The organism is Pseudomonas oryzae, from assembly GCF_900104805.1.
Classification (GTDB): Bacteria; Pseudomonadota; Gammaproteobacteria; order Pseudomonadales; family Pseudomonadaceae; genus Geopseudomonas; species Geopseudomonas oryzae.
This window is the reverse complement of record NZ_LT629751.1, coordinates 2,442,216-2,463,837: the sequence shown is the minus strand read 5'-3', so window position 1 is coordinate 2,463,837 and position 21,622 is coordinate 2,442,216. Positions and strand designations below refer to the sequence as shown.

Annotated in this window: 21 protein-coding genes and 2 pseudogenes; 12 read left to right on the top strand and 11 right to left on the bottom strand. The window is 59.4% G+C overall.

Annotated elements, in window-relative coordinates:
* Positions 1 to 122: 122 nt before the first annotated feature.
* The gene (locus tag BLT78_RS21435) at positions 123 to 773 is read right to left on the bottom strand and encodes a hypothetical protein (protein ID WP_157719532.1); all 651 of its coding nucleotides are present in this window, start codon (positions 771 to 773) and stop codon (positions 123 to 125) included.
* Between the two features lie 513 nt (positions 774 to 1,286).
* Here BLT78_RS21435 and BLT78_RS21430 point away from each other — a divergent pair.
* Positions 1,287 to 2,204 carry a hypothetical protein gene (locus BLT78_RS21430; protein ID WP_157719531.1) on the top strand — a complete coding sequence of 306 codons (918 nt, stop codon included), beginning with the start codon at positions 1,287 to 1,289 and terminating at the stop codon, positions 2,202 to 2,204.
* Here BLT78_RS21430 and BLT78_RS10975 read toward each other — a convergent pair.
* Complete coding sequence (locus BLT78_RS10975) at positions 2,201 to 3,202, bottom strand: DNA-binding protein (protein ID WP_090349012.1); 1,002 nt, start codon at positions 3,200 to 3,202, stop codon at positions 2,201 to 2,203. The two genes, BLT78_RS21430 and BLT78_RS10975, sit on opposite strands and share 4 nt — an antisense overlap.
* Before the next feature lie 173 nt (positions 3,203 to 3,375).
* Here BLT78_RS10975 and BLT78_RS10970 point away from each other — a divergent pair, with 173 nt between their 5' ends.
* Positions 3,376 to 4,284, top strand: a complete 909-nt coding sequence (locus tag BLT78_RS10970; RefSeq protein ID WP_090349011.1) for a site-specific integrase — start codon at positions 3,376 to 3,378, stop codon at positions 4,282 to 4,284.
* 373 nt (positions 4,285 to 4,657) lie between these two features.
* Here BLT78_RS10970 and BLT78_RS21540 read toward each other — a convergent pair whose 3' ends face one another.
* The 4 genes from BLT78_RS21540 to BLT78_RS10955 form a co-directional block, all read right to left on the bottom strand.
* Positions 4,658 to 4,825 carry a hypothetical protein gene (locus BLT78_RS21540; protein WP_172830782.1) on the bottom strand — a complete coding sequence of 56 codons (168 nt, stop codon included), beginning with the start codon at positions 4,823 to 4,825 and terminating at the stop codon, positions 4,658 to 4,660.
* Positions 4,826 to 5,014: 189 nt separating this feature from the next.
* Positions 5,015 to 5,803 (bottom strand): inositol monophosphatase family protein, encoded by a 789-nt coding sequence (locus BLT78_RS10965; protein ID WP_090349010.1) that lies wholly within the window; start codon positions 5,801 to 5,803, stop codon positions 5,015 to 5,017.
* A 99-nt stretch (positions 5,804 to 5,902) separates the two neighbouring features.
* Positions 5,903 to 6,163, bottom strand: a complete 261-nt coding sequence (locus BLT78_RS10960; protein ID WP_090349009.1) for an AbrB/MazE/SpoVT family DNA-binding domain-containing protein — start codon at positions 6,161 to 6,163, stop codon at positions 5,903 to 5,905.
* Positions 6,164 to 6,271: 108 nt separating this feature from the next.
* The gene (locus BLT78_RS10955) at positions 6,272 to 6,727 is read right to left on the bottom strand and encodes a hypothetical protein (RefSeq protein WP_090349008.1); all 456 of its coding nucleotides are present in this window, start codon (positions 6,725 to 6,727) and stop codon (positions 6,272 to 6,274) included.
* Positions 6,728 to 6,813: 86 nt separating this feature from the next.
* On the opposite strand from BLT78_RS10955, the gene BLT78_RS10950 reads away from it, so the two are divergent.
* Together BLT78_RS10950 and BLT78_RS10945 are read left to right on the top strand one after the other, a co-directional pair.
* The gene (locus tag BLT78_RS10950) at positions 6,814 to 7,101 is read left to right on the top strand and encodes a helix-turn-helix domain-containing protein (protein WP_090349007.1); all 288 of its coding nucleotides are present in this window, start codon (positions 6,814 to 6,816) and stop codon (positions 7,099 to 7,101) included.
* A 233-nt stretch (positions 7,102 to 7,334) separates the two neighbouring features.
* A complete protein-coding gene (locus tag BLT78_RS10945) occupies positions 7,335 to 7,700 on the top strand; it encodes a histone-like nucleoid-structuring protein, MvaT/MvaU family (RefSeq protein WP_090349006.1) in 366 nt (121 codons plus the stop codon).
* A 317-nt stretch (positions 7,701 to 8,017) separates the two neighbouring features.
* Here BLT78_RS10945 and BLT78_RS10940 read toward each other — a convergent pair whose 3' ends face one another.
* The 3 genes and pseudogenes from BLT78_RS10940 to BLT78_RS10930 all read right to left on the bottom strand — a co-directional run.
* Positions 8,018 to 8,236, bottom strand: a complete 219-nt coding sequence (locus BLT78_RS10940) for a BPSL0761 family protein (RefSeq protein WP_090349005.1) — start codon at positions 8,234 to 8,236, stop codon at positions 8,018 to 8,020.
* Between the two features lie 63 nt (positions 8,237 to 8,299).
* Positions 8,300 to 8,890, bottom strand: coding sequence for a DUF6088 family protein (locus tag BLT78_RS10935; RefSeq protein ID WP_090349004.1), 591 nt, complete (start codon positions 8,888 to 8,890; stop codon positions 8,300 to 8,302).
* A 51-nt stretch (positions 8,891 to 8,941) separates the two neighbouring features.
* Positions 8,942 to 9,486: pseudogene (locus BLT78_RS10930) on the bottom strand (transposase); the annotation flags it as partial.
* 319 nt (positions 9,487 to 9,805) lie between these two features.
* On the opposite strand from BLT78_RS10930, the gene dadA reads away from it, so the two are divergent.
* From dadA to BLT78_RS10910, 4 genes and pseudogenes are all read left to right on the top strand, one after another.
* A complete protein-coding gene (gene dadA / locus BLT78_RS10925) occupies positions 9,806 to 11,071 on the top strand; it encodes a D-amino acid dehydrogenase (protein ID WP_090349003.1) in 1,266 nt (421 codons plus the stop codon).
* Positions 11,072 to 11,159: 88 nt separating this feature from the next.
* A complete protein-coding gene (alr, locus tag BLT78_RS10920) occupies positions 11,160 to 12,248 on the top strand; it encodes an alanine racemase (RefSeq protein WP_090349002.1) in 1,089 nt (362 codons plus the stop codon).
* 120 nt (positions 12,249 to 12,368) lie between these two features.
* The gene (locus tag BLT78_RS10915; RefSeq protein WP_090349001.1) at positions 12,369 to 12,749 is read left to right on the top strand and encodes a RidA family protein; all 381 of its coding nucleotides are present in this window, start codon (positions 12,369 to 12,371) and stop codon (positions 12,747 to 12,749) included.
* 749 nt (positions 12,750 to 13,498) lie between these two features.
* Positions 13,499 to 14,254 (top strand): annotated as a pseudogene (locus tag BLT78_RS10910) (IS630 family transposase); the annotation flags it as partial.
* 205 nt (positions 14,255 to 14,459) lie between these two features.
* On the opposite strand, the gene BLT78_RS10905 reads toward BLT78_RS10910, so the two are convergent.
* Together BLT78_RS10905 and BLT78_RS10900 are read right to left on the bottom strand one after the other, a co-directional pair.
* Positions 14,460 to 15,614 (bottom strand): acyl-CoA dehydrogenase family protein, encoded by a 1,155-nt coding sequence (locus BLT78_RS10905; RefSeq protein WP_090349000.1) that lies wholly within the window; start codon positions 15,612 to 15,614, stop codon positions 14,460 to 14,462.
* 59 nt (positions 15,615 to 15,673) lie between these two features.
* A complete protein-coding gene (locus BLT78_RS10900) occupies positions 15,674 to 16,540 on the bottom strand; it encodes an IclR family transcriptional regulator (protein WP_090348999.1) in 867 nt (288 codons plus the stop codon).
* Between the two features lie 237 nt (positions 16,541 to 16,777).
* Here BLT78_RS10900 and BLT78_RS10895 point away from each other — a divergent pair, with 237 nt between their 5' ends.
* From BLT78_RS10895 to BLT78_RS10880, 4 genes are read left to right on the top strand one after another with little or no spacing between them, the layout of a single operon-like run.
* Positions 16,778 to 17,563 carry an enoyl-CoA hydratase gene (locus BLT78_RS10895; RefSeq protein WP_090348998.1) on the top strand — a complete coding sequence of 262 codons (786 nt, stop codon included), beginning with the start codon at positions 16,778 to 16,780 and terminating at the stop codon, positions 17,561 to 17,563.
* 1 nt (position 17,564) lies between these two features.
* Positions 17,565 to 19,094, top strand: coding sequence for a 3-hydroxyacyl-CoA dehydrogenase (locus tag BLT78_RS10890; RefSeq protein WP_090348997.1), 1,530 nt, complete (start codon positions 17,565 to 17,567; stop codon positions 19,092 to 19,094).
* Between the two features lie 30 nt (positions 19,095 to 19,124).
* Positions 19,125 to 20,327, top strand: a complete 1,203-nt coding sequence (locus BLT78_RS10885) for a 3-oxoadipyl-CoA thiolase (RefSeq protein ID WP_090348996.1) — start codon at positions 19,125 to 19,127, stop codon at positions 20,325 to 20,327.
* A gap of 25 nt (positions 20,328 to 20,352) precedes the next feature.
* Positions 20,353 to 21,591 carry a CaiB/BaiF CoA transferase family protein gene (locus BLT78_RS10880; protein ID WP_090348995.1) on the top strand — a complete coding sequence of 413 codons (1,239 nt, stop codon included), beginning with the start codon at positions 20,353 to 20,355 and terminating at the stop codon, positions 21,589 to 21,591.
* Positions 21,592 to 21,622: the final 31 nt, after the last annotated feature.

Sequence of the window (21,622 nt, the reverse complement as noted above, 5' to 3'; positions counted from 1 at the left end):
TCGCCCGCTTGGCCTGATCGAACGTAGTTGAACTCTACTGTCCTTCACTTCCATAACTTGAAAAGTTTCCCCGAGATAGGAGTATCGCTCCCCTGGGGATATCTTCAGTGGCTCACGCATATTTAGACTCGGCAGACAGTCCTAGGGGTAAGCGGCTTTTCTAGGTTGGCCTCAATCAGGTGGTGAAAAAGAGCAAACGACACGTCGGCGGCGTGTGCGCCTTGAGCTATGAGCGCTGCGATCGTCGCCTGGCTATCAAACTTGCTCTTTAGTAAATGCACGACTGTGGCGCCTCCTTCAGGACTTCCCCCGTAAGCTTGGTGGTACATATATCGTAGGTTGTGCATCTTGGCGCGTGACACAAGCCGGTTAATGTCCAGTAGTAAGATTTGTACTGGTATTGTGTCCAATACTGATTTGAGAATTTCAACACGGTGCGGGATAGGGGATGCAGGGGCATCGGGTCGCACCAAGAGATAAATTCTGTAAAAGCCTTCGCGATTCACGGCGAGAACATCAGGTATGAAGCGAATTTTTGTTTTTTCGCTATATAGAACAAAGGGGCGGGTAACATAGGCTGCAGTTTCCTGATCTTGCTCGAGGTACAGGCAAGCGTGGACCTGGATCAGACTTTCACAAGTCAGCGATGCGTCGTTCTTTCGTGAAGGAAAGACGGTCGTGGACTTAATATGAGTTCCCGAAGCCAACGGCCGGGGCTCCACGACATCCAGTTTTGACTGTAGCACTCGTTTGAGTTCTGTGAGGTTGAGCATTCTTCGACCTCCTCATTCAATACATGCCCGTGTGCTCGCTTCCGTTCCGGAGTTCGAGCTGCCTAAACAGGAGCTCCGCACTCCGACTTGACCGACAGGGGGTATCCCAACCCGCAGAGCACTAGAGCTGGTTTCGTCATTTAGGCCAACGGCACCCACGGCCATAGGCTAGGTGGTCAGCTGAGAGGCTTTTTGAAGGGCCACTTGTTCATGACCTTATCCCTCTGCCAATGACCTGGTTCGCCATCGCATAGCGATCTGTAGACACATTATGCGCGCCTGTCGCCGTGGCTCCGAGACCCGTTATGCTCTAAGCGGGTTCACGATTTTTTTTCATGGAGGAAAATTATTTCTGCAGGATCAATGACTTACTGCATCACTTTTTGATCAGGCTTCGCAAATTTCTTCCGCATGCGTGATAACCCCCTGAGTGATCTTGCCCAACCTTGTCCAGGTGTTGACACAATGAGCGCTACACTGCGGTAGTTGCAGGTACATGAGTGGTGAGGTGTCATGTCCACGACAATTGAACTGCCAGCAACCATAAGCACTGCCCAGCAGTGGATCCTCGCAGCTGAAGCGGCCAAGGCGGTTGGCTGTGCAGTGCGCAGCTATGAGCTAGCAGCCTGGCAGGCTCGCAATGATCCCACCGTAAGGGCCGGTGAACCGATCCCGGCGGAGTATCGCAAGCGATGGTATGCGCTGTTTCGTGGTGTGAAGTGGCACAACAGCACGTGGGAGCGACTGTATCCGTTGTGCCCAGTTCTGCAGGGAATGCATGACAACATCCTATGGACGGTGCTGGATCCTCGCATCCCCAGTCAGGTATTCGATGAGTGCCTGCCAACCTGGCGTCTGAACGGAAAGCCCTTGCCGATGTGTTCGCCGTCAGCCATGGAGGCTCTGTGCGGGTGTCCAACCTGGCAGCGCTTGGGCAACCTGCTGATCATTCTGCGTAGCCGGTCGCCGCAGTTCGGGCTGCTTCGGTGTTGGGTGAGGAAGAATTTCCTAGCCTACTGTGCCCTGACCAGCCTGCCGCCCTATGGCCACCCAGCAGCACTGGTGCTATACGATTTGCTCACTCTGCTATTCCAAGCAGCGCCTCAGGAGACGCCGGACAACTGGCCTGCCTATAGATGGGGCTATATGAAGGACAGGGCCTTGTTTAGGCGCTTGGGACATTTCCTGATTGTACAGCGTTGGGTCGATGGCTGGGATGATCGCTGCCTGATGTGGCTGTGGCATCTGGTCCACAAACGCAACTCGCTACACCTGACGCGCCTTTGCCAGGCTGGGGACAGCGAGTCAGCATTACTCATACCGTGGCGTCTGGCAACGTGCGTGGAGAAGGCCCTGAAGTGCGATCAGGATTTTCAGCTGGAGTTCGATTGGCGCGGGCTGCGCACCGCTTGCCGCCGCTCCTCGGCCTAACCAGCGTCTGGCGGCGGTTCAACGGCACTCTCGCGCTCTGCCCGTAGCTGGCGGATTAGCGTATGCAGTGCCGCCAGTTGTTGCGTCTGGCTACGCAGGTCGCGGCGGTCCTGGCGATGCTTGAGCACATACCGCTGGCTTTTTTCTCGGGCCACGGACGCATCGATCTGCACGGCGTGAAGGCGCTCCTGTTGCTGCTGCAGGTCACTTTCCAGCTGATTCGCGTAGCGTTGCGTCTGCTGCAGCTGTTCGCCCTGCGTACGTAAATCGAGGCTACGAGCCTTCAGCGTGGCATTCAAACGCTCCAGTTCACGATACACCTGGCCGAGCTCCTCCTGCTTGGCCAGCAGCTGACCTTGCAGCCGCCGCAGTTCTTGCTGCAGCTGGTGCAACTGCTCCTCGGTGCGGCGGGTTTCCTGCTCACGTTGCGCCAGATGTTGCTGGCGATAATGGTTCAGCGCTTCCCAGGCATGCCGATGCTTGTCCTCCAAGGACTGGATATGCGCCGCCCGTTCCTCAAGGAGGCGCTGTAAGCCACGTTCATTCTCGGCCAGACGCTGACGTTCAGCATCGACCTCGTGCAGGCGGGAGTTCAATGCCTGCTCCCGGGCGAGGCCATCGCGTCGCTCGTTGTTAAGCAGGGTATGAGTCTCCTGCAGCTGTTCCAGGCGGGCCTGCTCGACCTGTCGTTGCTGCGCAGCGCGGGCCTCTTGCTGCGCCAACTGTTCACGCTCGTGAGCGACCGCCGCCTGGGCGTGGGCTATCAAGCGCTCGGCTAGACTGCTGATATAGGCGAGCAACTCCTCGTCCAAACTGGCGCCGCTGGGCTGTGGCCTCTGCTCTGCCGCGAGCTCTTTCAGGTAACGCTGGATAGTGCTTTTCGAGCCGGTGTTGCCCAGTTCGGTACGCACCGCATCGATGCTCGGTCGCTCTCCGCGGGCGAGGAGGGCGTCACGGGCGCGCCGGACGAGGACCTTGTTGATGCCGCCGCGAGCCATGGGCTTACTCCGACGATTTCGTACTGGTTTACACAGTATGGAATTACACCTGTACAGAGTTAACCTGACGGCAGGATTTTCGGATGAACTGACGTTCAAGAAGCCCAGTTTCTCGAACGTGATGGGTTCTTCGCTGTGATTTGGCCTTGAATCGCGGTACGCGAGGAGGCAGCGTGAACGACTTAGCCGAGCGCTATCTTCAGGCCGCGCGGCGTGCCAGCACGCAACGGCGTTATGCGCAGGCTATCGAGCACTTCGAAGGGGAGTGGGGTGGGCTGCTGCCAGCATCCAGTGAAAGCGTGGTGCGCTACCTCGCCGCCTACGGCGCTCGACTATCGGGCAGCACGCTGCGCACGCATCTGGCGGCACTGGCGCAATGGCACCGTCAGCACGGCTTCGCCGATCCGACCAAGGCTGCGCGGGTGCGCGACACCCTGCGCGGCATTCAGGCGCTGCACCCGCAGCCAGTGCAGCAGGCCGAGGCGCTGGCATTGCAGGAACTGGAAACCTGCATTGCCATGCTGACCGAGGAGCTAAACAGCGAGCAGCCGGCGATATACCTACGTGCCGCACGTGACCAAGCGCTGATCCTGCTCGGCTTCTGGCGGGCGTTTCGCGCTGACGAATTGTGTCGGCTACAGGTCGAGCACCTTCGGTTGCGCCCAGGGCAGGGGCTGGAAATCTTTCTGCCGAGCAGCAAGGGCGATCGCGCCAACCGCGGCCGCACGTTGCGCGTGCCGGCGCTCAAGCGCCTGTGCCCGGTGGCCGCATATGAGCAGTGGCGCAGACTCAGTGGCGTTAAGCAGGGGCCGGTATTTCGCGCGATTGATCGCTGGGGCCATCTGGCGGCGCACGGCCTCAACCCCAACAGCGTGTCGCGCGTGTTGCGCCAGGCTTTGCTGCGCAGTGGGGTGGACGGAGCGGGTTACTCCGGTCACTCGCTGCGCCGCGGTTTTGCCACCTGGGCCAGCCGCAACCGATGGAGCAGCAAGGAGCTGATGGCGTACGTCGGTTGGCGCGATGTGCAGTCCGCAGCTCGCTACATCGATGCTGATGCGCCGTTTGGTGAATGGGAGCTTTGAGCGGGGCAGGGCCGATCCGATCGGTATCAAGCCTCGTCGGGTGTCCAGTGCACGTTTTTTCACAGGCGGGACGCCTGAGCGGCGGATAGGTATCTTCAGCACTGCTGCTAGGTGGCGGCCGGGAGCTTGATATGCCGCTCTTCTGGGGCCGGGGCCTCGATGGGGTCCTTGACGGGCGAAGGGAAGCCAGAGGCGACTGGACTCAGGAGTAGCTGCAGGATAGACGCGTACAGCGGGCCGAGCGGTGTCAAACTGATGGTGACGGACTAACGCTCGATGCGGAGATCCTCCAGCTCATCGAGGAGTACTTGGTAGGCCTGGGCGCTAACGGTGACGGCTTCTTGCTTGGACTGGTCAGGCAAGGCTGCACTCTCTATTGGCCCCCGGCGAGGCGACCCGCAGGCTCCATTGTTTTGCCATGGGCAATAGCTACCTTTATGAAGTGGCGTTGGTTGTCCGAAACACCGCCGCCCAACCGTAGGGCCTCTTCCGTGAATTTGACGATCATGGCGTGCTTGTCAGAGCCTTTCTTGTGCTTCATGCCTACCTCATGCGGGGTTGTGTCCCGGGATTTTAAGTGTCACTGAGTAATTACAGCCCCTCAAGCTGAATGTAGCTGCACTGCCAGCCCGGCAGCAGAGATTTGAAAGCCACGCCGTCCTCAGCTGCGGGCGGATGCTGGCCAAAGTACACGCACGCCCGCTTTCCCATTTTTGGGGAAATGGGGTGCTCAGGACGGGATCGAAAGTCGCTGGCGCCAAGGGCGTGTGGCCAGGCATTGACTGACCGCCAGATTGCCACCGAAACAGCTTCGACACAGCGGTTTGCTCAGGTCGTCGTAACGAATCGGATGGCCGTCCTGGTCAAGCAGCTCGCCGCCAGCTGCCTTGAGGAGGGCGTGGCCGGCGACTACGTCGTGCGGAGACACGGGGTAGAGCGAAACCCCCGCAATGCCGTCGCCGGCAGCCACCCGGGCGAGGCGATAAGCAATGCTGGGCATCGGACTGAAGCCTGCTGGTGAACAAAGCTCGGCATTCAGCTCCGGCTTTTGGTTGGCTGCTGTGCTTACGAAGACCACCGTAGCGGCGTCAAGCTGCCGTGCAGACAAGTCGGGGAAAATTTGTATGCCATTACGCCGAAGGCCAGTCATGCCAGGCTCCCAGCTGATGCAGTCCGGCCCACGCGGAGAAATCGGCGCATAGACAACGCCCAGCACCGGCTCTGAGTCCCTAAGCAACCCTATGGAGATGGCCGAGCCCTGCCGGCCTGCCAAAAAATCAGAAGTGCCATCGTTCGGATCCACCACCCAGCAATAGCGTGCCCCCGTCAGTGCGCTCCCCGTCTCCTCGCCCCAGAAGTCACCGGCCTGCAGGCGTAGCAGTCCCTCGCGAAGCAGGATCTCGACTTCGACGTCAATGTCGGCCTTGTCTCCTTCCCCGCGCGGCCCTCCTGGACGATTGGCCTCGGCGGCGATCAGCGCTCCGGCGCGCAGAACCAGGGGGATGACTTCGTTCAGCATGGGCTGGTCTTGAACCTACGCCTTCCAAATGGCTCAGCGGCGCTCCCTTGGCGTCTCGTCGAGGCAACGACCGAGGAATCCTCGGTGGTTGGAATCAGCTCATTCATCCTTGGACGAACCTGGAGGCGCAGACTCTGCCTGCTCCTCGGCGAGTTCGCGCTCCCACTGGGCGACCAGGGCGTCGACGCGATCTGGAATCTCGGGCGTCTTTGACAGGACGAGGCGCGGTCCGTCACCGACCCAAGCCTCGACCAAATACAGCGAGTCTCCAACTTGGAGATCGAGCCGCTGCAGGACTTCGTCGGGGAGGCGCACGGCGGGTTCGCCGTCCCAGTCTTCGATCGGCAGGTTGATCGGCATGGCTGCATTCCTTCCGTAATAGATGTTTCCGCAGGGGGAGGCGACGGCGGAGCGCTGTTCTCAGCTCCAACGGCTCCGGCCGTTAGTCGAGCGCACTCGTGACAGGACTCAGCTCCTTATCAGCTGCGTGGCTTCGGTCGCTGAGAAAATAGCGCGCTCAGTTCGCAGCCGAGACAGATCAGAGCATGTCCCTTCGATATAGCAATGACCACCCTCGATCACGTGGACGTAATTTGAGTACCCATCTCTATCGTCGATATCCACACGCAGCTCCTGTAGACGCTCCATTTTCCAGCCATCACTGCCATTCATGTAGCCGGGGCTGACTAGCATCACCTCTTCAACCCACATGCGATCGTGCTGCTCGCTGAGCAGCTGCTCGAGCTCTGGCGGGGATGGAATCAGCAACGTCTTGGTGAAGCTCTCGTCACCGGCTACATACCCGATGGTGGTGTAGAACCAGGGGCTCCTGAGAGATAGCTCCACATAGCGCCAATGGAGAGAGTTTTCATCCCCAAACAGCCTTCCCAGAGGCATTTCTGCCTGGCGGTATGTCACAAACATGGCCTTCGCCTCACAAAATGAACACTATAGATTGTAGCCCTATAGTGTTCAATGGGGCCTTATCGTTCCTTTTGCGAGAGCAGCAAATGGAACTGAAACAGGCATTCGGTATCGCCCTGAGGCTACAGAGGCTGAGCAAAGGGCTCTCACAAGAGGCTTTCTCGGACGTCAGCAGCCGAACCTACCTCAGCACGCTTGAGCGTGGGCTCAAGAGTCCTACGGTGGAGAAGGTCCATGAGATTGCATTTGCCATGGAGGTTCATCCTCTGACGATCCTGGCCCGCTGTTACCTGCTACAGGACGAAACTCTCACCATCGACGACCTGTTTTCCCGCATCCGCATGGAGCTTGGTCAAAGCGAGCGCTCTGCCTGACACGCCCCTTCAGATGCACCTCTACATGTGGGCGTGGTCGAGCTGAACGCAACTGAATGGTCAGGGGGATGAGAATCGCTGATCTTGGCGCTATCGCGCCGAGGCGCATGAGCCGAAGGCCGCCCTGGCTCCTGAGTTCGGCATCAGCCGGACCAACCTCTATGATTACCTGCGAACCGGCGAGTAGCAGGCCGTATCCAATTTGATTCTGTTACGAAACCAAAGGAGTGAACATGTCCAAACTAGCCGAATTTCGTCGTGCCGAGCGTGAGCTGCAGAAGCAGATGGCCTTGCTTGAACAGCTGCAGGCCGACGCCAGCCTCCAGCGCGAAATGGAGTTCGAAGACAAGTTTAAGGCGCTGATGGCGGACTACGGCATGGATCTGGCGAAGGTGGTAGCCATCCTCAATCCGCCGCCGGTCGAGCTGGAGCCGCTTGCCCCGGCTGCAGTGAAGCAGCGCCGCCCCCGCCAGGTGAAGGTGTATGTGCAGCCAGCTACCGGCAAGCGTATCGAGACCAAGGGTGCAAACCATGGCCAGCTCAAGGCCTGGAGGGCTGAGTTTGGTGCTGAAGTGGTGGAGGGCTGGCGAGTGGCCTGAGCCAACGCCGCCACGCGTCGAGCAGCCTCACCCCGGCAGGGGCTGAGAGCTGCTCGACCTTCAGAAGCATGCCAACAACAGCGCCGTTAGTGCTGCGAAAAGCTGGGCTGATAGCTTGGCTCTACGGCAGAGTAGGTGCTCCCCGAACCTGACCCAAGAGCCTGCCCGCACTCGCGCTGGCCTACAGCAACGCCCGAAGCTATATGGGCGCATAGAACGTGGCGAGGTGAACAGCACCGTCGGAAGCTGTATCGCATCGCCAGCATGCTGAGCGGTGATCCAGCTTCCCTCTTGCCTCCAGTGTCGGAGTTACAGGACTAGTCGATTTTGGAGCTCAGGAAAACCCACGGCAGGCCATCTTCGCGCTGTTCCTCTACCTTGCCGGCCAGCAGCACCTCATCGGCGGTTGGGTAATGACGCAACAGGCGACGCGCCTCAATGCGTAGGGCCTCAGGCAGCGTCTTGTCGCGAGACAAATCTACCAGAAACTCACGGGTTTGAATGATCGAGCGGGTGCGTTCACGGGGCATCGTCATTCCGTTCTCCTTGCATCAATCTCATCTGGCTATATTGCTCTGCCTGGCCATTGGTGCATGGGGTCAGGCTGGCGGAGGGCCAGCCAGGGCCTTGCTCATCCATGCAGGCATTTTGCAGGCTGCCAACTGATTGAGTTCGACCAGCGTCAGCTCGCTCTTGATCCTCTTTACTGAAGTCGGATTCACGCCTTTTCTGCCTATGTAGAAGAGCGCTACAAGGGCCAGTCCCACCTTGGTTCCGGCATGCTGCAACTTTTCTGGGGAAACATGCTGGAGCCGTATCGTCAGGGCACCGACTCGAATCTCTCGACTTGAGCCGCTCGTATACAGCACCGGCTGCGTTTGCATCTGGGTGCTTAGATGAAATGCCCTGACCGCCTCAGCACCATGCACCTGGATCGTTTCGTGATTCCGCTTGGCGATCACCCGGATCACAGCCAAGGCACTGGGGCGGACACTGCCGACATACGGACTGATCTTCGGCCGCATGTAGATCCCGCGAGTGATCCGCTCCAGCTCGCCAGTGCTCACCAGCTGGGCTATCGCCTTGCCGACCGCCGAGTGTGACCCCAGCGCTGCAAAACGTCGAGAGCTGAACGGTCGCCCTTTGGGCAGGTATTTCACCTGTTGCCAGATGGTGGAGGCTATGGGCATGGTGCATCCATGTGATCAGAAAGTGTGCCACTCAGGGGCGTTAACCGATGCTACATGCCGTAGCTGCCGATGTCGTCTCGCTTTCCACCCCGCTGTAGCCGTGTCGGCACAGGCATATGACTCCGCACCGTACAGCAGCGTGTCGACCTGGGTGACATTGGCCACGTTGGCCGCTGTGCCGATCACGCTGAGCATCAATCCTGAGTTCTCATCGACGCGGATCTGCGCCTTCATCGCGGCCTCCGCGTCATTCGGCAGGCGACGGAAGTTGAGGATGTTGGTTTCGCCCGGGATCCGATCCAGGGGCAACCTGCGAAGTGGCGCAGGATCATCACCTCGTAGAGGGCGTTCTCCGCGGGATCGCTGTAGCTGCCGGATGGAGTGGAATTCGCCCTGTAGCCGAACCAGTTCTGCATGAGGTGCACGCGCAGCATGGCTCCCAGCGGGTAGGCTCGCCTCTCGGATAATGAGGGCTCGATCAGCGCCATCAGCGCCTGCCACGGCACGACCTGATCCATCTCGATCAGGAAACGCTCACGGCGAGTCTGTTTGCCCTTGCCGGCGTACTCGGCATCGGTAAAGGACGGTTGCTTCAAGCAAAGGGTGGGCAAAAGGGCTGGGGTCTATTTCTCCAGATAGGGAAGGTTTTTCAGGCCATCCTTAGCTGTTGTTGGTAATTGGTGGAGGGAAACCTCTGCTATTGCGGGGTAGACATGATCTTGAGGCTGATCTGGACAGGCTGAGGGTGATGTCTTAACTGGGGATGGCAGGGTATCTGCCTCCAAAATAAGCGTTATTTTCCAGATTTATCGCCAGAAAAAGCTACTCAAACAGTGAATATCACTGCCATGGTCCTCCTACACTCCGCGTCCAATAACACAATCATTCATTCGGGTGTGACGGGGGTTAAGGAAGATGCGGGTGCTTGTTCTTGGCAGCGGTGTGGTTGGCATCGCCAGCGCGCATTACTTGGCGCGCATCGGGTTCGAGGTGGTGGTCATCGACCGGCAGGACGGTGCGGCGCTGGAAACCAGCTACGCCAACGCCGGCCAGGTCTCTCCCGGCTACGCCTCGCCGTGGGCCGCCCCTGGCATCCCGCTGAAGGCCATGAAGTGGCTGGTGCAGCGCCATGCGCCGCTGGCCATCAAGCTCACCGGCAACCTCGACCAGTACCTGTGGATGGCGCAGATGCTGCGTAACTGCACCTCTGCCCGCTACGCGGTGAACAAGGAGCGCATGGTGCGCTTGGCCGAGTACAGCCGCGACTGCCTCGACGAGCTGCGGGCCGAGACCGGCATCGCCTACGAGGGCCGCCAGCTCGGCACCACCCAGCTGTTCCGCACCCAGGCGCAGGTCGACGCCGCAGCCAAGGACATCGCCGTGCTCGAACAAGCCGGGGTGCCCTACGAGCTGCTCGACCGCGCCGGCATCACCCGCGTCGAGCCGGCCTTGGGCGCGGTGGCTGATAAGCTGGCCGGCGCCCTGCGCCTGCCCAACGACCAGACCGGCGACTGCTTCCTGTTCACCAGGCGCCTGGCCGAGATGGCCCGCGAGCTGGGGGTCGAGTTCCGCTTCGGGCAGAACATCGAGCGCCTGGAGAACGACGGCGAGCGCGTCACTGGCGTGTGGATCGACGGCCAGTTGGAGCGTGCCGACCACTATGTGCTGACCCTCGGCAGCTACTCGCCGCAGCTGCTCAAGCCGCTCGGCATCAAGGCGCCGGTGTACCCGCTGAAGGGCTACTCGCTGACCGTGCCGATCACTGACGCGGCCATGGCGCCAACCTCGACCATCCTCGACGAGACCTACAAGGTGGCGATCACCCGCTTCGACGACAGGATTCGGGTGGGCGGTATGGCCGAGATCGCCGGCCATGATCTGTCGCTCAACCCGCGCCGCCGCGAAACCCTGGAAATGATCACCGCCGACCTCTACCCGCAGGGCGGCGACCTGGCGCGCGCCGAGTTCTGGACCGGCCTGCGTCCGGCGACCCCGGACGGCACACCGATTGTGGGGGCCACCCGCTACCGCAACCTGTTCCTCAACACCGGGCATGGCACCCTTGGCTGGACCATGGCCTGCGGCTCCGGTCGTCTGCTCGCCGACCTGATGGCGAACAAGCGTCCGCAGATCAGCCCACGGGGTCTCGACATATCGCGTTACATCAGCAGCGTCGCTTAGCACCTGGCGTCGGCACGCTAAAGATCCATTTCATCTGTTGAATGGCCCCCAAGGTGGGGCCTCTACCTGCAAAATAAGAGTCTTTGCCATGCGCCCCGCCCGTGCCCTAATCGACCTTGAAGCTCTCCGACACAACTACCGGTTAGCCCGTGAAACCACAGGGGCCAGAGCTCTTGCAGTAGTCAAGGCTGACGCCTATGGGCACGGAGCTGTTCGCTGTGCCCAAGCGCTTGCCGACGAAGCTGACGGTTTTGCCGTCGCCTGTATCGAGGAGGCGCTGGAGTTGCGCGCAGCCGGCATCAGTGCGCCGATCCTGCTGCTCGAGGGGTTCTTCGAGCTAGACGAGCTAGATCTGATCGTCCGGCACCAGCTCTGGTGTGTAGTTCACTCAGCCTGGCAAGTCGAAGCCATCGAACGGTCCAACCTGTCCCAGCCCCTTGTCGTTTGGCTCAAGCTGGACTCCGGAATGCACCGTGTCGGTTTGCACCCAGCTGAGTACCGAGAAGCCTGGCAGCGCCTCATGGCCAGCGGCCAAGTCGCTAAGATCGTGCTAATGACTCATTTTGCTCAGGCGGACGAGCTCGATTGCTCCAAAACTGCCGATCAGGTTGCCGTGTTTCGAGAAGCGCGCGGGGAGTTACAGGCGGAGGTCAGCCTGCGTAATTCCCCGGGCATCATCGGTTGGCCGCACCTTATCCCGGAGCAGCAGCCTACTGACTGGATACGTCCAGGTCTGATGCTCTACGGCGCAAGCCCTTTCGAGCAACCGCATCCACTGGCGGCTCGACTCAGACCGGTCATGAGCCTGACATCCAAGGTCATAGCCGTACGGGAGCTCCCCCCCGGTGAGCCTGTAGGTTACGGCGCACAGTTCGTCAGTGAGCGGCCAACCCGAGTTGGAGTTGTTGCTATGGGCTATGCCGATGGCTATCCACGGCATGCTCCGAGTGGGACACCCGTGCAGGTCAATGGCCATAGAAGCAGGCTTATTGGGCGGGTATCAATGGATATGCTCACGGTCGACCTGACCGATTTTCCCGGCGTGGGTCTAGGTAGCCGGGTGGAGTTGTGGGGGAAGCAAGTGCCAGTCAACGAGGTGGCTCAGCGGGCTGGCACCATTCCATACCAGATTCTCTGCAATCTCAAACGGGTATCCCCTGAATATATTCATTATTGATTAATTATCCAGAGGCCAGTTCGGAATTCAAACGGCGCAAGCGAGTTTGCCCATCTGTCAGATCTTCGTGCTCGCTTTGTCAGTGGCGATCACTAATTTTAACATCCATCAGGAGTTATTATGAGCAAGAGCATCATTTCCAGTCCCCAAGCTCCGGCCGCAATCGGAACCTATTCCCAGGCTGTACGTGCCGGCAGTACTGTCTACATGTCTGGGCAAATTCCCCTGAATCCGGATACCATGAAGCTGGTTGAAGGATTTGAGGCGCAAACCATACAGGTCTTTGAGAATCTGCTGGCAGTTGCCAAAGCCGCAGGGGGCTCGTTGCAGGACATTGTTAAGCTCAACATTTATCTCACCGACCTCAGTCATTTCTCCAAGGTCAATGAAATCATGGGGAGCTACTTTCAGCAGCCATATCCGGCTCGGGCGGCCATTGGTGTTTCCGCATTGCCATTGGGGGCTCAAGTCGAAATGGAGGCGGTGCTAGTACTAGACTGATTCGGTCTGAAATGTGGGTCAGCTACCTGACCAATCAGCGCGGCACGTTCAGCTACACGGGGCTGGGCGAGTCTGGGTCAACTGCTGTTGGTCAGAATAGGCTGTTATCGACCCGAAGCTGCCGGTGGGGACCGGCAGAAATCGGCCGATTCTGTTGAAAAAGTCCCTTCGGACATGTCGAGGGTATTTGGCGGCAACAAATGCTCGGACCACGCGTTGCTACGTGAAATCTGACGTGGCGCGGCTCTGGAAAACGCATTTATTTCAAGCTGCGCACGGAAATTTTCCGCTGGGCGGATCGCATGTGACTTTTTCAACAGAATCGGCCAGAAGCGGTCATCGCAAGCACGTCTGTCGATGTGTGCTTTAGACGGAAGGCTGCGGTGACGGCCGGATGTAAGTGGGTCAGCGGCGGAGTCAGCAGACCTTCACGCGTCGCGTCCGTGCGATGCTCTACCGATATCTTACGAACGGCTGCCCTTGCGCAGTTTGAGATGGTGCTCTGCACCCGAGACGGCCTCGGACCGAAACTGAAGTTGGGCTTTTCGGCGCGCGTTGTGAGTCCTTTAGAGTCCGCAGGCTAGCATGGCGTTACAGACTATTTGCCCAAAAATTATGGCTCTCCGAGTCTCAGGATCCCATCATTGACAGGGCCTCCAACAACAAACGGCACGCCGCTTCGCCCTCCTTCAGCTCGGCGTGAGCTTACTCGAAAGTGTCCGTGCTAACGGGGTAGAACCCCCCAGACCAAACCCCATGACGCCAGCCACTGGAGCTCACGTAGCATGAACAAAGCCATCGGGATCTCACCGCATCTGGCGGGCATTCGGGCTCAAGCCTCACCTGGAGCGGACCTTTAAACTCTCGACCGACCCGGCGTTCGTCGACAAGGTCCAGGACATCGTCGGACTTTACCTGAATCCGCCGGACAAGGCTCTGGTGCTCTGTGTCGACGAGAAGAGTCAAATCCAGGCGCTGAACCGGACACAACCCTGTCTTCCGTTGGCACCGGGCCATCCCGCCACGCGCACTCAAGATTTTCAGCGCCATGGCACGACCTCCCTCTTCGCGGCGCTGGACGTGGCGACGGGCGAGGTGATTGGACGTCTCAAGCGCTGCCATCGCAGCACGGAGTTTCTCGCCTTTCTCAAGGAAGTCGACGCCTCCTTGCCCGGTGATATGACGGTTCGCTTGATCATGGATAACTACGCCACCCACAAAACCGACAAGGTACGGGGATGGCTGGCCGCTCATCCCGATACCAGGTGCATTTCACGCCCACCTCGGCGTCTTGGCTGAATCTGGTGGAACACTTCTTCTCGACGCTGAGTGAGAAATGGATAAAGCGTCAGGCGCATACCAGCGTGAAGGATCTGGAGTCATCCATCGAGCATTTCTTGGCGACCTACAACCAAGATCCCCGGCCTTTCCGCCGGCACAAGGGGGCAGAAGAGATTCTGGACTCCGTGAAGAGGGCAGCATCCGTTCTTAGTAAAAAATTATGACGCTGACTTGTGATTCACCACACTAGTTCCTCCTGATTTCAAGTCGTTGAGGTTTGGTACAACGAAGCGGCCTCGGCAGGTGACCGTGATGTCGATGCCGAGTTCGTACTCCAAGAACGACACTTGCTCGGTAATAAGATCGGAGTAGGGGAGGGCCGCCGCAGAGCGGCGGCATACAATGTGTGATTCGTGGACGCAGAGTTCCTCAGTGCTGGCTCTCGCGGATCATGTTGCGCGCGATGACCAGTTGCTGAATTTGAGTGGTGCCCTCATAGATCCGGAACAGTCGCACATCGCGGTAGAAGCGCTCGATTGCGTACTCGCTGACATAGCCGGCGCCGCCATGGATCTGTACGCAACGGTCAGCAACCCGTCCGCACATTTCGGTGGCAAACATCTTGGCGCACGAAGCTTCGGTGCTGACGTTCTGGCCAGCATCACGCTTGCGCGCAGCATCCAAAACCATGCAACGAGCGGCGTAGATTTCTGCTTTGCTATCAGCAAGCATGGCTTGGATGAGTTGGAATTCGGCAATCGGTTTCCCGAACTGCTTACGCTCCATGGCGTATCGCAGCGCGTCGTCCAGCATCCTCTCGGCAGCGCCGACGCTGAGTGCGGCGATATGTAGGCGGCCTTTGTCGAGCACCTTCATTGCCGTTTTGAAGCCCACTCCTTCGACTCCGCCAATCAGGTGGGTGGCTGGAACACGGACGTTGTCGAAAATTACATCGCTTGTATGCGCGCCTTTCTGGCCCATCTTGTGGTCGGGCTTGCCCAATGAGATGCCCGGGGTGCCACGCTCGACAATGAATGCGCTGATGCCGCCGGCGCCCTTGATCTCAGGGTTGGTGCGCGCCATCACAGTGTAGATGCCCGCGTGCGGCGCATTGGTGATGAAGCGTTTGGTGCCGTTGAGTACGTAGCTGTCGCCGTCGCGTACTGCAGTGGTCTTCAGTGAGGCAGCGTCTGAACCAGCGTCCGGCTCGGTGAGGCAGAAGGAGCTAAGCAGTTCGCCGCTGGCCAGCTTCGGCAGGAAGTGGCGCTTCTGTTCTTCGGTACCGTCGACCAGGATGCCGATCGAGCCGATCCCATTGTTGGTGCCGATGTAGGAGCGGAAGGCAGGAGAGGTGCGTCCAAGCTCGAAGGCAATGTTCACCTCCTCTTCCATAGTGACGCCAAGGCCGCCGAACTCTTCGGGGATGGTCAGGCCGAACAGACCCATTTCCCGCATTTGATCGACGATGTCTTGGGGCATGGCGTCGGTTTCCGCCACTTCGCTTTCGCGAGGGATCAGTTCTTGGTCGACGAACTGGCGGATCGAGTCCAGCAGGATCTGCAGGGTTTCGGGGTCACGGATCATGTGCTCTCCTCAAGGCCCCAAATCGGGCCGGTGTGGCTGGGCACCGTCACCCTGTAGGGTCAGCGAGCGGCGGCGCCAATGTTGTTAACCATGTTGATCAGGCGAGGCCCGATATCGTCTTCGAGCTTCTCGCGTGGTAGCTGGAAGCTCGGTCCGCCGCAATTGAAGGCCAGCAGCCCATACTGCGGATGTACCAAGGGCACAGCGACAGAGTTGACGTCGCGGTGCCACTCGCCGATCGACAGGCAATAACCGTAATCGGCGTAATCCCTGAACGCGCGCTCCAGCCCTTTGCGCAGGGCCGGCCACTGTTCAATTTCGCGCTGACGGATATGTTCAAGCAGGAATTCCTGCTCGTTCTCCGGCATTGCGGCCAGGCATGCTCGGCCTACTGAGCTCTGCGCTAGCGGCAGGTAGGTTCCGATCTGCCTGCGCATGGTCATGTTTCCCTGGCCCTGTACTACATCCAGGTAAACCATCTGCAATCTGTCACGGGCTGCCATGGCAACGGCAGCCTGTGCATGGTTTGCCAGCTGCTCCATCAGTGGATGCGCGACAGTCCTGATCGACAGGTTGGAGAGCATCGCGTAGCCAAATCCGAGCACGCCTACATCCAGCTGATACTTGCCCGAGTGTAGCTCTCGCTTCAGGCAGCCCAAGCGCATCAGCGTGTTGGTCAGCCGCGTCACGGTCGGCTTGGGTAGGCCGGTCATACGAGCCAATTCCTGATTACCGAGAACGTTTTCGCGTGGGCTGAAGCAACGCATCAGTTCAAGACCACGGGCTAGCGCAGTGACGAACTGACCACTGTTTTCCTCCTCGTTCATCGCCGTGATGGGGTCAAGCAGGCCCTTCTCCAGGAGGGCGAGTTCGCTCTCATGACTGGATTGCCCGCCGTCATCCCGATCCGCCCTGTTACGACGCATGGTAGAACCCTCCTTTTCAATAAATCAAGAAAATAAAATTGAGTTTCGCTAGGCGAAATTCTAGCATTTTCTGCGGCTTGCGCCAATCGCTCATTTGAATACTCATCTAACATACTGATTTATATTGGTTTTTATATTTTGCCAGACACTTGGCGTTTACATTCATGTCGACCTGTCACTATGATAATCATAAATACGAAATCGTGTTTCGCCTGGCGAAACTTGGTTGGAGGCAGCATGAGTTCCCAAGAGGACACCCTCGTCCATGTTCAGATTCAAAAGAAGGGCGTGGCGATTGTCCGCATTGACCGTCCTGAGGCGCGTAACGCGCTCAACACCCACGTGCGTCAGCAGCTGGCCGAGCATTTCCGTGCTCTTGCCAGCGACTCGCGAGTAAGGGCAATCGTCCTGACCGGTGGCGAGAGTTGCTTCGTCGCCGGAGCTGACATTCGCGAGTTCGCCCAGGCTACCCCGATCGAGATGTACCTCCGTCATGCCGAGTACTTGTGGGAGGCGATCAGCCGCTGCCCGAAGCCAGTCATCGCAGCAGTGAACGGCTTCGCCTTGGGCGGAGGCTGCGAACTTGCCATGCATTGCGATCTCATCGTTGCTGGTGAGTCGGCCCGATTCGGCCAGCCTGAGGTGAAGCTGGGTCTTATGCCTGGAGCCGGTGGCACCCAGCGCTTGATTCGCGCGGTAGGCAAATTCCAGGCGATGCGAATCGCCCTGACCGGCTGCTTAGTTAAGGCCCCTGAAGCGTTGGCCATCGGCATGGTCAGTGAAGTTGTAAGCGATGATCGGACATTGCCGCGAGCGCTTGAGCTTGCATCGGAGATTGCAGCACTACCGCCGTTGGCAGTAGCACAGATCAAAGAGGTGCTGCTGTGCGGCGCTGATCTGCCGTTGGACAGTGCGCTGATGTTGGAGCGCAAGGCTTTCCAGCTGCTGTTTGACTCGCAAGACCAAAAGGAAGGCGCAGCCGCCTTCCTGGAAAAACGTGAAGCCATCTTCAAGGGGGAGTGACATGACACGCAGTATCGAGCGTATGGCCATCGTCGGCACCGGTGTCATGGGCACCGGCATTGCCCAGATCGCCGTGCAGGCTGGCATTCAGGTTCGACTTTTTGATGCCCGAGAGGGCGCCGCACAGGCCGCCTGCGAAAACCTAAAGAAGACCTTCGACAAGCTGGTGGAGAAGGGCAAGATCCCTGCCTCCGAAGCGGGGGCAGCGCTGGGGCGACTACAGGTCGCGACGGCCCTGGATCAACTGAGCGGTGCCCAACTGGTGGTGGAAGCCATCATTGAAAGGTTGGATGTAAAGCAGAAACTGCTTGCTGAGTTGGAAGCAGTGGTTACTTCCGATTGTATTTTAGCAACTAATACATCGTCGCTGTCGGTTACTAGCATTGCTTGTGGCTGTCGACATCCCGAGCGGGTGGCAGGTTTCCACTTCTTCAACCCTGTGCCGCTGATGAAAGTCGTCGAAGTGATCGATGGCTTGGCCACTGACCCGGCTGTGGGAGACTGCTTGCAGGCGCTGGCAGCACGAATTGGGCATCGTGGCATTCGTGCCAAGGATACTCCCGGGTTCATCATCAACCACGCTGGCCGCGCCTACAGTACGGAGGCGCTGCAGATCCTCAAAGAGGGCGTGGCTGAGCCAGCCGATATAGATCGTATCCTGCGCGAAGGTATGGGCTTCCGTATGGGGCCGCTGGAACTCTTCGATCTCACGGCCTTGGATGTCTCGCATCCGGTAATCGAGTCGATCTACAACCAGTTCTTTCAGGATCCCCGCTATCGACCGGCTGCGCTGACACGCCTCATGCTTGAGGCAGGGTACGTGGGGCGCAAGGCTGGGCGCGGCTTCTACCGCTACCGTGATGGACAGATGATCGATGCTCCCGCCCCGCAGCTGGTGCCGACGGTGCAGGTTCTACCACCGATTTGGCTCGGGACAGAGAATGAGCAAGATGGCGTCACCCTGGGCGCGTTGGTGCAGAAATTGGGCGGGCGTTTGGAGTGGGGCGAGCACCCCTCCGAGGAAGCACTCTGTCTGTTGGCGCCTTATGGCCATGATGCCAGCAGTGCATGTCTGCGCTTTGGCACCGATCCGGCACGCACCATATGCATCGACATGCTGCTGGACCTACAGCGCCACCGCTGTCTGATGCAGACGCCCGTCACTGCACCGGCCGTGCGTGAAGCTGCTCATGCATTGTTGGCTGGGGACGGCGTCGGCGTGACGGTTATCAACGACAGCGTTGGTTTCGTCGCCCAGCGCGTGATGGCCATGATCGTTAACTTGGCAGGGGACATCGCTCAGCAACGGATCTCTACTGTAGACGATCTGGACGAGGGAGTGCGTCGTGGTCTGGGTTATCCGAGGGGGCCACTTGCTTGGGGCGATGAGTTGGGCGCGAAGCGCCTGCTTGAGATTCTCGCGCGCATCTCCTACCTGACCGGCGATCCGCGCTATCGCCCGGGCCCCTGGCTGCGGCGCCGCGCCGAGCTGGGTCTTTCCCTGCGCCAACCCGAGCCGGAACTGGCCTAAACCTTCATTCAACTGACCTGGGAACATTTGATGCTCAATGCATTTCTGTATGCCGGCCTGCGTACCCCCTTTGGCCGCCATGGCGGTGCACTTGCTCCGGTTCGTCCGGACGATCTCGCTGCTCTTGTGATTCGTGAACTGCTGGCCCGAAATGGCGTGCCGGGTGATGCCGTTGAGGATGTGATCCTCGGCAACACCAACCAGGCCGGTGAAGACAGCCGAAACATTGCCCGTCATGCCGCCTTGCTGGCCGGCCTGCCGGTGACTGTGCCGGGGCAGACGGTTAACCGTCTGTGCGCCAGCGGCTTGGCGGCGGTAATCGATGCTGCGCGGGCGGTGACCTGCGGTGAGGGCGATCTGTTTGTCGCCGGTGGCGTGGAAAGCATGTCTCGCGCGCCGTTTGTGATTGCCAAGGCCGAAGCGGCCTACAGCCGTGATTTCACGGCGTTCGACAGTACGATCGGGGCGCGCTTTCCCAACCCGCGAATCATCGAGGCTTTTGGCAACGACAGCATGCCGCAGACTGGCGATAACGTGGCTCATGAATATGGCATCAGCCGCGAGGAGGCCGACCGTTTCGCTGCAGCTTCCCAGGCCCGCTACGAAGCGGCTCGCAGTTTTGGTTTCTTCGCCGACGAGATTATGCCTGTCAGTGTGCCCACGGGCCGTAAGACGCCGCCCAGAGTCGTCGAGCATGACGAGCATCCTCGTCCCGAGTCCGACCAGGCGGCCCTGGTACGCCTGCGGCCGTTGTTCGCGGGTGGGGTTGTCACCGCAGGCAATGCATCTGGTGTGAACGATGGTGCAGCAGCTTTGCTGATCGGTTCTGCCGCAGCAGGTGAGCGCTTCGGCCTTAAGCCAATGGCCCGCATTCTCTCCGCAGCCGCGGTCGGTGTAGAGCCGCGCATCATGGGCGTTGGACCGGTTGAGGCGATCAACAAGGCGCTTCAGCGCGCCGGACTGAGCCTGGCAGACATGGACATCATTGAGATCAACGAGGCCTTCGCCTCCCAGGTACTGGGTTGCCTGCGCGGACTCGGCGTTGCCTTCGACGATGCTCGTGTAAATCCCAATGGTGGTGCAATTGCAGTGGGGCACCCACTGGGGGCTTCCGGCGCGCGACTTGCCCTTGGCGCAGCACGAGAGTTGCAACGCAGTGGTGGGCGCTATGCGGTTGTGAGTCTGTGCATCGGTGTCGGCCAGGGGCTGGCAATGGTGATCGCGCGTGTGTAAGCGCGCAGTAGCGAGGGTGTAATTAATGGGTGCATTAACCGGATACCGCGTACTGGACCTGAGTCGAGTTTTGGCTGGCCCCTGGTGTGGCCAGCTCCTGGCTGACCTGGGAGCGGAAGTCATCAAGATCGAACGGCCTGGCGTGGGGGACGACACTCGAGGGTGGGGGCCTCCCTACATGAAGAACGCTGACGGTTCGGACAGCTCCGAGGCGTCCTACTACCAGTCCGCGAACCGCAACAAGCTTTCGGTAGCACTGAATCTCGCCACGCCTGAAGGGCAAGATCTGGTTCGTGCGATGGTTTGTGAGTGCGATGTACTGATCGAGAACTATAAGGTTGGTTCACTGGCGAAGTACGGACTCGACTACGACAGTCTGTCGAAGCTCAATCCGCGGCTGGTGTACTGCTCGATCACCGGTTTTGGTCAGACCGGCCCGCGTTCGGAAGAGCCTGGCTATGACTTCATCATCCAGGGCATGGGTGGACTGATGAGCATCACCGGCGAGAAAGATGGGGTACCGGGCGCGGGGCCTCAGAAGGTCGGGGTTGCCGTGGCTGATTTGATGACCGGCCTGTACTCCACCATCGCGATTCAGGCGGCGCTGCTCGCGCGTCAGAAGACTGGCCGTGGGCAGCACTGTGACATGGCGCTGCTGGACGTGCAGGTCGCAGCACTGGGCAACCAGAGCCAGAACTACCTGAGCACCGAGCGTTCCCCCGGGCGTCAAGGCAATGCGCACGTCAACATTGTCCCTTACCAAGTATTTTCCGCCCAGGACCGGGACTTCATCATCGCCTGCGGTAACGACAGCCAGTTCGTTGCCTTGTGCAATGTCATCGGTCTCCCCGACCTGCCGAGCGATCCGCGTTTTGCGAAAAATGCCGATCGAGTACGAAACCGTGAGGCGATCGTCAGCATGCTTGCCGAACACTTCGTTAGTGATACTGCCGACAGCTGGGTAGCCAAAATTCACTCGGTCAAGGTACCGGTAGGCGTCATCAACGATATCGGTCGGGCACTGGCCGAACCACAGGTAGTGGCTCGTGAAATGCTGGTCGATATCCCCCATGCGCTGAATCCCGAATTCAGGATGGTTGGCAGTCCCGTGAAGCTGTCCGATACGCCCGTCCAGTACGTGCGCCCAGCGCCACGTCTTGGTGAGCACACCGACGAAGTACTGAAGCGGCAGCTTGGTCTCAACGATGCCCGTCTGAGTGAGCTCAAGGCGGCTGGGGTGATTGAACAGCTCGGCGAGCTCTGACTTCCCCATATCGCTAGAGCACCCTCCAGGT